12 protein-coding genes are annotated in these 11,958 nt (G+C 70.6%); 9 read left to right on the forward strand and 3 right to left on the reverse strand.

Annotated elements, in window-relative coordinates; translation table 11 throughout:
- Positions 1-41 precede the first annotated feature (41 nt).
- Genes AB0F17_RS11005 through AB0F17_RS11025 form a run of 5 tightly spaced genes read left to right on the forward strand, consistent with a single transcriptional unit; the run spans position 42 to position 5,752 of the window.
- On the forward strand, positions 42-2,459 hold the full coding sequence (locus AB0F17_RS11005; protein ID WP_358019759.1) for a CoA transferase: 2,418 nt from the start codon (positions 42-44) through the stop codon (positions 2,457-2,459).
- A 2-nt stretch (positions 2,460-2,461) separates the two neighbouring features.
- Positions 2,462-3,250 carry a crotonase/enoyl-CoA hydratase family protein gene (locus AB0F17_RS11010; RefSeq protein ID WP_358019761.1) on the forward strand — a complete coding sequence of 263 codons (789 nt, stop codon included), beginning with the start codon at positions 2,462-2,464 and terminating at the stop codon, positions 3,248-3,250.
- A complete protein-coding gene (locus AB0F17_RS11015) occupies positions 3,247-4,410 on the forward strand; it encodes a thiolase family protein (protein ID WP_358019763.1) in 1,164 nt (387 codons plus the stop codon). The genes AB0F17_RS11010 and AB0F17_RS11015 overlap by 4 nt, the downstream gene beginning before the upstream one ends.
- Before the next feature lie 10 nt (positions 4,411-4,420).
- Positions 4,421-4,804 (forward strand): OB-fold domain-containing protein, encoded by a 384-nt coding sequence (locus AB0F17_RS11020; protein WP_358019765.1) that lies wholly within the window; start codon positions 4,421-4,423, stop codon positions 4,802-4,804.
- 30 nt (positions 4,805-4,834) lie between these two features.
- The gene (locus tag AB0F17_RS11025) at positions 4,835-5,752 is read left to right on the forward strand and encodes a LysR family transcriptional regulator (RefSeq protein ID WP_358019768.1); all 918 of its coding nucleotides are present in this window, start codon (positions 4,835-4,837) and stop codon (positions 5,750-5,752) included.
- A 9-nt stretch (positions 5,753-5,761) separates the two neighbouring features.
- On the opposite strand, the gene AB0F17_RS11030 is transcribed toward AB0F17_RS11025, so the two are convergent.
- Both AB0F17_RS11030 and AB0F17_RS11035 read right to left on the reverse strand, forming a co-directional pair.
- Complete coding sequence (locus AB0F17_RS11030; RefSeq protein WP_358019771.1) at positions 5,762-6,241, reverse strand: hypothetical protein; 480 nt, start codon at positions 6,239-6,241, stop codon at positions 5,762-5,764.
- Positions 6,242-6,379: 138 nt separating this feature from the next.
- Positions 6,380-6,826, reverse strand: coding sequence for a MarR family winged helix-turn-helix transcriptional regulator (locus AB0F17_RS11035; RefSeq protein ID WP_358019774.1), 447 nt, complete (start codon positions 6,824-6,826; stop codon positions 6,380-6,382).
- A 132-nt stretch (positions 6,827-6,958) separates the two neighbouring features.
- Between AB0F17_RS11035 and AB0F17_RS11040 the strand changes: the two genes are divergently transcribed.
- From AB0F17_RS11040 to AB0F17_RS11050, 3 genes are all read left to right on the forward strand, one after another.
- Complete coding sequence (locus AB0F17_RS11040; RefSeq protein ID WP_358019777.1) at positions 6,959-8,116, forward strand: serine hydrolase domain-containing protein; 1,158 nt, start codon at positions 6,959-6,961, stop codon at positions 8,114-8,116.
- Positions 8,117-8,345: 229 nt separating this feature from the next.
- Positions 8,346-9,071 carry a helix-turn-helix transcriptional regulator gene (locus AB0F17_RS11045; RefSeq protein ID WP_358019780.1) on the forward strand — a complete coding sequence of 242 codons (726 nt, stop codon included), beginning with the start codon at positions 8,346-8,348 and terminating at the stop codon, positions 9,069-9,071.
- A gap of 78 nt (positions 9,072-9,149) precedes the next feature.
- Entirely contained in the window at positions 9,150-9,674 is a 525-nt protein-coding gene (locus AB0F17_RS11050) for a hypothetical protein (protein ID WP_358019783.1), read from the forward strand.
- Positions 9,675-9,729: 55 nt separating this feature from the next.
- Here the strand turns inward: AB0F17_RS11050 and AB0F17_RS11055 are convergent, their stop codons facing one another.
- Positions 9,730-10,314, reverse strand: a complete 585-nt coding sequence (locus AB0F17_RS11055; protein ID WP_358019786.1) for a hypothetical protein — start codon at positions 10,312-10,314, stop codon at positions 9,730-9,732.
- Positions 10,315-10,525: 211 nt separating this feature from the next.
- Between AB0F17_RS11055 and AB0F17_RS11060 the strand changes: the two genes are divergently transcribed.
- On the forward strand, positions 10,526-11,947 hold the full coding sequence (locus AB0F17_RS11060) for a non-reducing end alpha-L-arabinofuranosidase family hydrolase (RefSeq protein ID WP_358019789.1): 1,422 nt from the start codon (positions 10,526-10,528) through the stop codon (positions 11,945-11,947).
- The last annotated feature ends 11 nt before the right edge of the window (positions 11,948-11,958 follow it).

Here is an 11,958-nt window from a genome sequence, read left to right on the forward strand (position 1 = left end):
CTTCAAACAGCGCAGTCCTTCACACACTGGGGTGATTCACCATGCCCGCGATCAGGGGCCTTCCCCTCGACGGCCTCCGGGTCATCGACCTGGCGGACGGCAAGGCCGAGATGTGCGGCCGGTACCTCGCCGACCTCGGAGCCGACGTCATCCGCGTCGAACCTCCCGGCGGCGCGCCCACCCGCCGGCGGGAACCGCTCCACGACGGCGTCAGCCTCTACTTCGCCACGCACAACGCCAACAAGCGCGGCGTCACCCTGGACCTGAGCGACCCCGCCGGCCGTGACGGGCTGCTCGACCTGGCGGCGGGGGCGGACTTCCTCATCGAGACCGAACGGCCCGGCGCCCTCGACCGGCTCGGCCTGGGCGCGGACACGCTGCTCGCGCGCAATCCGGCGCTGGTCGTCGTCTCGATCACCGACTTCGGGCAGACGGGCCCGTACCGGGACTGGACCGGCACCGACTGGACGCACCTGGCGCTCGGCGGGGTGCTGTCGCGGTCGGGCGTTCCGGGCCGGCGGCCGGTCATGCCGCCGGGGCCGCTGGCCTATGAGTCGGCGGCGATCCAGGCCGCGTGGGCGGCCCTGCTGGCGTACCTGAACCGGCTGGAGACCGGGCGCGGCGATCACGTCGACTGCTCGGTGTACGAGATGACCGCCCAGGCGCTGGACCCCGGCTTCGGCATCGGCGGCTCGGCCACCGGCGGCGTCCCGGCCACCAAGCTGCCCCGCGGCCGCCCGGACGCGGGCAACCTCTACCCGATCTTCCCCTGCGCGGATGGGTATGTGCGGATCTGCGTGCTGGCCAGGCGGCAGTGGCGCGGGATGTTCGGCTGGCTCGGCGAGCCCGAGGAGTTCGCCGACCCCAAGTACGACTCGATCGGCGCCCGGTTCGGTGCCACCGAGCGGCTGCACGCCCTGATCGGCGCGCTGTTCAGGGACAAGACCAAGGACGAGCTGGTGGCGCGGGGCCAGGAGCTGGGCGTGCCGATCGCGGCGCTGCTCGATCCGGGCGAGGTGCTGGCCGGCCCGCACTTCCTGGCCCGTGGCGGGCTGCTCGACGCCGAGGTCGCGCCCGGACTGACCGGGCGGGTGCCCTCCGGATACGTCGAGGTGAACGGTGTACGCGCGGGATTCCGGCACCGGGCTCCCGAGGTGGGCGAGCACGACGACGAGGTGTCCGCCGAGCCACCCCGCACGACGATCACCAAGCCCACCGAGCCCACGGGCCCGCGGCGGCCGCTTGACGGGATCCGCGTGCTCGACCTCGGTGTCATCGTGGTCGGGGCCGAGCTGGGGCGGCTGCTCGCGGACCAGGGCGCCGAGGTCATCAAGATCGAGAGCCGGGCGTACCCCGACGGCAGCCGCCAGTCGCTGACCGGCGAGGCCATGAGCGTCGGCTTCGCCTGGGGGCACCGCAACAAGCTCAGCGCCGGCGTCAACCTCCGCTCTCCGGAGGGCCTGGAGCTCTTCAAGCGGTTCGCCAAGGAGTCCGACGTCATCCTGTCCAACTTCAAGCCCGGCACGCTGGAGTCCCTGGGCCTCGGCTACGACGTCATCAGCGAGCTGAACCCGCGCATCATCATGGCCGACAGCAGTGCCCTGGGCTCGACCGGGCCGTGGAGCAGGCGCATGGGCTACGGCCCGCTCGTTCGCGCCGCCACCGGGGTCACCGGGCTCTGGCGCGACGTCGGCGTGGAGGCCGGGTTCTGTGACGCCATCACGATCTACCCCGACCACATCGCCGCCCGCGTGGGCGCGGTCGCCGTGGCCGCCGCGCTGATCGAACGCCGGCGTACCGGGAAGGGCGGCACGGTCAGCGTCTCCCAGGCCGAGACCATCCTCACCCAGTTGTCCACGAGCTTCCTGCGCGAGTCGCTGGAGCCCGGCTCGTTCACCGCCCACGGCAACAGCGGCGAATGGGACGCGCCCCAGGGCGTCTACCCGTGCGCCGGCGACGACGAGTGGTGCGTGGTGAACGTCGAGGACGACGAGCAGTGGCGCGGCCTGTGCGCCGTCATCGGCCGCGCCGACCTGCTCACCGACGCCCGGCTGGCCGGCGCGGCGGGCCGCCGCGCGCACCGCGACCTCGTGGACGCGGCCGTGACCGCGTGGACGGCAGGCACCCCGCCGCGCGAGGCCATGGAACGGCTGCAGGCGGCCGGCGTGCCCGCCGGGATGATGCGGCGCGTCACCGAGTACCCCGGCGATCCCCAGCTCACGGCCCGTGGATTCCTGCGCGAGATGCGCCAGCCGTACATCGGCCACGCGTTGCGTACCGAGAACGCCCCGGCCACGTTCCGGGAGGTCGCCGACCCCGAACTGCGGCCGGCGCCGCTGGCCGGGGAGCACACCCGGCTGGTGGCCGCCAAGCTGCTCGGCCTGGCCGAGTCCGAGATACAGGCGCTCATCGAAGCGGGCGTGCTGGAGGAGACAACCATGCAGAACGAGAGGAACTGACCGTGGGTGAGCCCGCCGCGCTCGTCGAGCGCCGCGACCACATCGTGCTGATCACCTTGAACCGTCCCGAGGTGCGCAACGCCGTCAACGCCGACCTGACCCGCGCCGTAGGCGAGGCCCTGGACGAGGCCGACGCCGATGCCTCGGTTCGGGCCGTGGTGCTGACCGGAGCCGGGGACAAGGCGTTCTGCGCCGGCGCCGACCTGAAGGAGGTGGCCCGCGGCGAGTTCTCCACCGAGGGGATCAAGCCGCACTGGGGCTTCGCCGGATGCGTCACGCACCCGATCGCCAAGCCGGTCATCGCCGCCGTCAACGGGTTCGCGCTCGGCGGCGGCACCGAGATCGCTCTGTGGGCCGACCTGGTGGTGGCCGCCGAGACGGCCGCGTTCGGGCTGCCCGAGGTCAAGCGCGGCATCATCGCGGGCGCGGGCGGCGCGTTCCGGCTGGCCGCGCAGCTGCCCGCGAAGGCCGCCATGGAGATCCTGCTGACCGGCGAGCCCGTGAGCGCCGCCGACGCCCTGCGGCTCGGCCTGATCAACCGGGTGGTGCCGCCGGACCAGGTCGTACCGGCCGCGCTGGCCCTGGCCGAGACGATCTGCGCGAACGCGCCGCTGTCCGTGCAGGCCAGCAAGCGGATCGCGCGCGGCATCTCCGACGGCTCGATCCCGTCGGAGCGGGCCGGCTGGGAGCGGACCGCCGCTGAGGGCGCCGCGATCATGCGGTCGGCGGACGCGAAGGAGGGGCCGCGCGCCTTCGCCGAGAAGCGCGCCCCTGTCTGGGAGGGACGATGAACCGCGCACCCGTCATCGCCGGTCTCGGCATCACCGAGATGGGCAAGGTCTACGGCCGCAGCGCGCCCGAGTTCGCCGCCGACGCCGTACGGCTCGCCGCCGCCGACGCCGGGCTGGACCCGCACGAGGTGGACGGGCTGCTGACCAACACCGGCATCACCGGCGACGTCGGCCTGCCCCTCCAGCGCGACCTCGGGCTGCGCCACCTGCGCCTGCTGTCGGAGGTGCAGGCGTACGGGTCGTCGGCCGGGGCCATGGTGCAGTACGCCGCCATGGCCGTCTCCTCCGGCATGGCCGACGTCGTGGCCTGCGTGTTCGCCGACGCTCCGCTGAAGGACAGGTCGATGGGAGGCGCCGCCGCCTACGCCGGCGCGGGCAGGGCCCTGACAGGCTGGCAGGGCATGGCCGCGGCCTCCGGCATCTACAGCGCCAACACCATGTACGCGCTGGCCGCCCGCCGGCACATGCAGACGTACGGCACCACCAGCGAGCAACTGGGGCACATCGCCGTCGCGCAACGTGCCTGGGCGGCCCGGAACCCGCTGGCCCAAATGCGCACCCCGATCACCCTCGAGGACCATCAGAGCTCCCGGTGGATCGCCGAGCCCTTCCACCTCCTCGACTGCTGCCTGGTCAGCAACGGCGGCGTCGCGGTGATCGTCACCTCCGCCGACCGGGCCGCCGACCTCGCCCAGCCCGCCGTGCACATCCGCGGCTGGGGGCAGGCGCACCCCGGGTACGTCATGGGCAAGGACAGCGAGTTCGGGCTGGTCAGCGGTGCCGCTGTGTCGGGGCCCACGGCGCTGAAGATGGCCGGGATCACGATCGCCGACATCGACGTCGCCGAGCTGTACGACTGCTACACCTACACCGCGCTCATCTCCCTGGAGGATTACGGCTTCTGCGCCAAGGGCGAGGGCGGCCCCTTCGTCGCCAGCGGGGTGCTCGGGCCGGAGGGCAGCCTCGCGGTCAACACCGGTGGCGGACAGCTGTCCTCGTACTACATGTGGGGGATGACCCCGCTGTCGGAGGCCGTCATCCAGGCCCGCGGCCAGGGCGGCGACCGGCAGGCTCCGCGCAACGACATGGTGCTGGTCAGCGGCAACGGCGGCGTCCTCGACCATCACTCGACCCTCATCCTCAGCCCGCACGCGCGATAGGAGCATGCCGATGCCCGTGGGAACCGTCCTCCGCGACGCGGCCACCGCCGAGTTCTTCGACGGCACCGCGCGCGGCGAACTGCTGATCAGGCGCTGCGAGGAGTGCCGCGGCCCCGCCGCGCCGCAGGCCCGCACCTGCCCGCACTGCGGCTCACCCGTCCTGTCCTGGACTCCCGCCGCCGGGACCGGCCAGGTCGTGAGCTGGTCCGTGGTGCATGCCAAGAGCGCCCCGCCCACCGTGGTCGCGATCGTCGAGCTGGACGAGGAGCCGTGGATCCAGGTCCAGATCACCGGCGCCGCGCCCGAGGAGATACACGGTGGGATGCGGGTGCGCGTCGCCTTCGAGCGCCCGGAGGGGGGTGAGGCGATCCCCGTGTTCCGGCCCGCGAACTGATCGCCGGGGGCCGCCGCTACCCTGAGCTCGATGGACATCCAGCAGCTCCGCTATTTCGTGGCCGTGGCCGAGGAGCTCCACTTCGGGCACGCCGCCGAACGGCTGCACGTGACGTCCTCCCCGCTCAGCCGCCGCATCCGGGAGTTGGAGAAGGAGCTCGGCAAGGACCTGTTCGACCGCGGCTACCACCAGGTCGAGCTGACCGCCTTCGGGCGGGCGTTCCTGGAGCCCGCTCGCGACGTGCTGGCCCGCTTCGACGCGCTGGCGGACCTCGCGGCCGGACCCGCCGCCACCGCCGTCGCCAAAGCTGTGCGGGTGGGGGCCACGCCGCTCGCCCCCACCCAGGTCCTGGACCTGGTGCTGGAGACGTTCGAGCAGGTGAGCCCCGGGATCGAGCTGCCGCTGAGCCTGGAGCCGTCGGCCGGGCTGCTCGCCCTGCTGGCGACGCACAAGCTGGACATCGCCGTCGTCCACCTGCCCGTGGACACCCCGGGCCTCGACAGCCTCGCCCTCGCCGAATACCGCTTCGCCATCGCCATGCGCGCCGACGATCCGCTCGCCGGCCATGCCCGGCTGACGCTCGGCGACCTGGCCGACCGGCAGATGCTGCTCACCTCGTTCAAGGTGCACCCGCTGGTGATGAAGGGGCTGCGCGATCACCTGCGCGAGGGCGGGGTCACCCGGATCCGGGAGATGCCGCACAGCGACGTCGTACAGATCGCCGCGCACGTCACCCACTCGCGCGCCCTGTCGCTGACCACGCTCAGCACGATCGCGGGCCGCATCCTCGCCGAGACCGGGCTCGTCCTCGTGCCGCTGGACGACCCGGACCTGCACTTCCGGCTCGGCGTCGTCTGGCCGGCGAGCGCGGCGGCTCGCGGCGGCCCGCTCGCGAGCGTCATCGCCGCCCTGCGCGAACGCGCCGGCGACTCGCTCACCATCCTCTGATCACCGCGTTCACCGGTAGGCGCCTGGGCGGACGATCATCAGGACGACGACGGCCGCCCACAGCAGGTTGTAGATCCCGGCGAGCATGGAGAGCGTGCGCAGTCCTTTGCCGTCGCCGGGTTCGGCGAGCGCGTCGCGCTGACGTGGATAGATCTGTACGGCCAGCAGGCCGCCCGCGGCGGCGGTGAGGACCATGGAGATGTTGATCCAGATCTCCCCCATCCGGCCCTGGACGACGGCCAAGGCGATCCCGACGACGGGCACGACGAGGCCGAAGACGCTGTAGCCCCGGGTGATGCGGTGCAACGCGACGGCCACGGCCCGGTTCCGCTCTTCGGAAGCCGGCGGCGGCGCGTCACCAGGGGCGCCTCCGGCGGGAACGCCGATGCTGACCGGCGCGTACCGGGGAAACAGGCTCGCCGCGACGGCCGAGCCGCCCACGAACACGATGCCCGCGAGCACGTGCAACGACAGCAGCAACTTTTCCACAGACCCTCCCAAGGCAACCTTCAGGCAGACTGAAGCCTAACACGGAGCTTCAGGCAGCCTGAAGGTTGCTTCCGCGGCCGTGGCGCCACCCCCGAAGGCGGCAGGTCAGTCCGTGGTACCGCCTCCGAACACGACGGGTCAGTCCGTGGCGCCGCCGCCGAACGCGGTGCGTACGGCATCCGCGACCTGCCGTTGGATCGGGTCCGCGGCCGGGCCGAACAGCCGCTCGTCCACCCCCGCCACCACCTGTTTCGCCGCCTCCAGCAGGCGCGCGCCGTCAGGCGTGACCTCGATCGTCGAAGCGGAGCCCGCGCGAGCGGTGTTGTCGCGTACCAGCCCGGCCCCGGCGAGCACCTTGACCGCCGTGTGAACGCTCTGGACCGTGGTCCCCGACATCCGCGCCAGATCACTGAACGACACTCCGGGCACACCGGCGATGTGACCGAGCAGGCCGAGCCTGCCGACCGTGAGATCGAGCGGCGCGAGAGCGGCACCGAGCTCGGCCTCGATCCGGCGCGCCAGCGTGAGCAGGACGATGGAGGGGCTGGTCACGGGCGAGCTGGGGCGGCCGTTCTCGATGGTCACCTCCCCAGTCTCCCCCACCGATCGGTAGCGCTGGCTGTACCTCCGGACTCCAGCGAGTGGTATCGATCATGGAGGGGTCCCGCCGACATGCTTGGTGACATCGCAAACGAGCCACCGAGCAGGGAGCCCCCGATGTCGTACTCCACCGTCAAGTCCCCCTCCACCAAGCGTCGCGGCCGGCTGGCCCTGGCGGCGGTGGCCCTCGCCGCGCTCAGCGGCCTCAGCCTGAACGCCGCGCCGGCCAGCGCCGACTCCGCCGACAAGGTGCAGCAGGCTTTGGACGGTCTGGTCGGCAAGGGCGGGTTCCCCGGCACGCTGGCCGCCGTGCGGGACGCCGACGGCCGTACCCGCGACTACACCGCCGGGGTGGGCGACCTGAAGACGCGGGACGAGGTGCCGGTCGACGGCCGGGTGCGGATCGCCAGCAACACCAAGATGTTCACCGCCGTGGTCGTGCTGCAACTGGTCGGCGAGGGCAAGATCGAGCTGGACGCCCCCATGGAGAAGTACCTGCCCAAGCTGGTCCGCGGCAAGGGCGTGGACGGGCGCGAGATCACGGTACGCGAGCTGCTGCAGCACACCAGCGGCCTGGCCGACTACGACGACGTCCTGGCGAAGGACTACCTGTCGGTCCAGCACACCTACTACGAGCCGCGCGACCTGCTCGACGCGGCGCTGACGAACACGAACTCCCCCGCGCACGGCTGGAGCTACAGCAACACCAACTACGTGGTGGCCGGGCTCATCGTGCAGAAGGTCACCGGGCGGCCGATCAGCGAGGAGATCACCAAGCGGATCATCGAGCCGCTCGGGCTGCGCAAGACGTACTGGCCGGCTCTCGGTGACCAGTCCATCCGCGGGCCGCACCCCAAGGGTTACTTCGCGGCCAAGCCCGGCGACCCGTACACGGACGTCACCACGATGGACCCGTCCATGGCCTGGGCGGCCGGACAGCTGATCTCCAGCCCGAGCGACCTCAACCGCTTCATGGGCGCGCTCCTGGACGGCCGGCTGCTCAAACCCGAGCAGCTCAAGCAGATGAAGACCACCGTCGACGCCCCCGAGTTCACCCCCGAGGGCGGGGCCCGGTACGGGCTCGGCATCGCCCGCGTCAAGCTCAGCTGCGGCGGCTACGCCTGGTCCCACGGCGGCTCCGCCCCCGGCTACGCCACCACCAACGCCGTCACCGAGGACGGGAGGGCTGCCACCATCGCCGTCACCGCGCTGCCCACCTCGCTGGCCGCGTACAAGCGCTTCGAGTCCGTCCTCGACACCGCGCTCTGTGGCTGATCCCCGCCTCCCTTGGATGGTCCCTGACGCCGTCTGCGTGGCGAGTAACCCTCGCCACGCAGACGGCGTCGCGGACGTCGGCCGGCTCCATGCCGCGAGACTTTCGACACGCCCACAAGCTGCAAGTTCGCGCGGCTAAGGTTTTCTCAGTGAGTTCCACCTGCGAAAGATGCGGATGATGCGAGGCCGCCGCGTCGCGTGAGGGTGGTGCGGCCGGCGAAGGAGGCGTGTGGACGAGAGTGTGTCGTTGATCCAGCTTGCCCATCGGCTGGAAGAGGTGGTGGGCGAGCTACGCGGCATCCCCGTTGACGTCGAGCGGCTGGAGGACAGCGGACTCGTCCGGCGGCAGATCGCGCGGGCCTCCCGCTCGGCCGGCGAGCTGCGCGCCATGCACCCGGTGGGCTCGTCGGAGACGGGCCGCGCGGAGCAGAGGAGCAGGCGCGACGTGCTCGACGCCCTGCGGGACGGCATGACGATGCGGACGATCATCCACGCGAGCGTGTTGGACGACCCGCGCAAGGCCGCCCGGATCAGGGAACTGCACACCGCCGGTGACCTCCACCGGGTCGTCGACGAGCCGATCCAGCAGTTGCTCATCTTCGACCGCACGGTGGCGTTCGTCCGCATCACCCCCGTCGCCTACGCGCCGGGCGCCCTGGTCATCAGGCAGCAGAGCCTGATCACCACCCTCATCGACCTGTTCGAGCAGACCTGGACCAGGGCCAGGGAGGTCACTGAGCCGGCGCTCCGGCTGAGCCCGCGCGAGCGTGAGGTGCTCGCTCTGATCGCCGCAGGGCGTACCAACAGCGCCGTCGCCCGCGCCCTGTCGATCTCCGAGGCGGCCATCAACAAGCACGTGGCCAGCGTGTTCACCAAGCTCGAGCTACCCGCGACGGAGGACGACAACCGGCGGGTGCTGGCGGTGCTGGCATATCTGCGCGGCGCGGCGAAGTAGGGCCAGGTCTACCTCGTCCTCGCCCCAGCCCCCATGCGGACGGACGCCGGTACGGATTTCAATGGTGTCATGCAGCGAATGACTGGATTGCTGGTTGGCGCGGTCTTCGGCGCGGTCTTCGTCGTCGTCAACGCGCAGAGCCCGCTGAACACCTTGACCGCGAACCTCTTGCGGGTGATCGCCTGCCTGGCGGCCGCGAGTGTTGTCGCCATGTGGTTCATCACCGCCAGGAAGGAGCGGTCCGACGCGGGCCCTCGACGGAACATGTTCGGCCGCGGTTACCTGGTCGTCGTGGCCGCCGAGGCGCTTCTGCTCTTCGGCGGGATCCGGGTGCTGGCCGCCTGGGAACGTCCTGAACAGACCAACGTGGCCTGGGTGGCGTTCGTGGTCGGTGTTCACTTCATCGCGTTGGCGCCGATCTGGAAGGACTGGGGGATCGCCGTACCCGGGGTGGTTCTGACCCTGCTGGGCACCACTGGTCTTGTTCTGGCGTCGACGGCCGCTGTGGCCTGGGTGCCACTCATCAGCGGTGTGCTGTCCGGCGTGGTGCTCCTGACCGGCGCCCTCACCTTCGGCTGGCGCACGGTGGCCAGGCCGGCGTAGGCCAAGCCCCCTGACGACCTCTGACCTGCGGCGCCTCATGAGCACCCGACTACCCTCACAGTAGAATCATCGGCCGCCCGAACGGATCCCACTTCACCACGACGAGCCCGCCGTATCGCTTGGCCAGCCTGTGGCGCAGATCCTGGTCGAAGGTGTTCGTCTCGAGGACGACCCGGTTGGCCTCCTCGTCGATCCCCGCCCCAAGAGAGCCGGGCTCGTCAAGCAGCTCGGCCCCGCCATCGAACACCCAGCTCAGTGCCGCCTGACTGTTCGCGACCCGCCGTACCTCCGGCACGATGTCGAACCTGACCTGTTTCCCCTCGGACCAGTACTCCCCCGTGAGCACCGGAGTGGCCAGCGCGCGGCCGCGCGCCGTGACATAGGGGGCGATGAGCCGGTACGGCCCGCCATGGGCGATGTAAGGGGGAGCGAGGTCGTCCGGGTACGCCTCGGCCCGCTGCTCCGCGATGATCTGCGCCCGGTTGAAGGACTCAATCCCCTCGTACGACCTGAGCATCACGGGCGAGACGGGCTCGTAGTACACCTCAACCGCGTCGTTCGTGGCCGGCTGGACGACCACCCGCAACTCGCCGGGCAGGAACAAGGGCGCCGCCGTGACGGCGTAGACCACGAGCAGCATAAAGATCATCTTTAAGCGCATGCGCGCAGAGTGTACCGAGAAGCCGTACCGCTGTCCCAGGTCGAACGAGACCGAACACGAGAGGTGAAAGTTTCAGCGACCCAACGGCTCCACCGTGCAGGAACGGCCGCGTCTCGAAAGTTTCGCTTGAAGGGCTGAAATCTTTCTGAGACGCTCAGCCATCGTCGGCCCCGCCCCCACGGAGGACGCAGTGCACCTCAACCGCACCCGGTTCTGGGCCATCGCGGCGGCCTTGGCCGCGATCGCCGCCGCACTCATCACCCCCACCGCCCAGGCCGCCCCCGGCTGCCGCATCACCTATACGGTGACCAGCCAATGGCAGAGCGGTTATGGCGCCGGCGTCAGCGTTACCAACCTGGGCGATCCGCTCACGAGCTGGAAGCTGACCTGGTCGTTCACCGCCGGCCAGGCCATCACCCAGCTCTGGAACGGGACCTACACCCAGTCCGGCGCCCAGGTCACCGTCATCAACGCCACCTACAACGGCTCTCTGGCCACCGGCGCCAGTACGTCGTTCGGCTTCAACGCCTCCTGGAACAACTCCGCCAACCCGGCGCCGACCGACTTCGCACTCAACGGCACCACCTGCACCGGCAGCACTCCGCCCCCGAGCCCGACACCCACCCCGACGGTCACCCCCACCGGTGGCACCGGCACGTTGCCCAGCAGCTTCCGGTGGCGCTCCGGCTCCGCGCTGATCGCCCCCAAACCGGATGCGAGCCACAACATCGCCGCCGTCAAGGACCCGTCGGTCGTCTACTACAACGGCCGCTGGCACGTCTTCGCCAGCACCGCGAACGCGAGCGGCTACAACATGGTCTATCTGAACTTCACCGACTGGGCGCAGGCGGGCGCCGCCACGCACACGTATCTCGACCAGAGCGCGATCGGCACCGGCTACCGGGCGGCACCCCAGGTGTTCTACTTCGCGCCGCAGAACAAGTGGTACCTCGTCTACCAGACCGGCAACGCCTCGTACTCGACCACCACCGACATCAGCAATCCGAGGTCGTGGAGCGCGCCGCAGAACTTCTACTCCAGCATGCCGGACATCATCCGCCAGAACATCGGCAACGGCTACTGGGTCGACATGTGGGTCATCTGCGACACGGTCAACTGCTACCTGTTCTCCTCCGACGACAACGGCCACCTCTACCGCTCCCAGACCACCGTGGCGAACTTCCCCAACGGCTTCACCAACACCGTCATCGCCATGCAGGACGCCAACAGGAACAACCTCTTCGAGGCCTCCAACGTCTACAAGATCACGGGCACGAACCAGTACCTGCTGCTGGTGGAGGCCATCGGCAGCGACGGCCGGCGCTACTTCCGCTCCTGGACCTCGACCGCCATCACCGGCCCGTGGAGCCAACTCGCCGCCTCCGAGAGCAACCCGTTCGCCCGCAGTACGAACGTCACCTTCGACTCCACCGCCTGGACCAGGGACATCAGCCACGGCGAGATGATCCGCGACGGCTACGACCAGACCCTGACCATCAGCCCGTGCCAACTCCGCTACCTGTACCAGGGCCTGGACCCGACCGCCGGCGGAGACTACAACTCGCTGCCCTGGAGACTGGCCCTGCTCACCCAGACCAACTCGACCTGCTGACATCGTGTGGG

The organism is Nonomuraea sp. NPDC026600 (genome assembly GCF_040638335.1).
Classification (GTDB): domain Bacteria; phylum Actinomycetota; class Actinomycetes; order Streptosporangiales; family Streptosporangiaceae; genus Nonomuraea.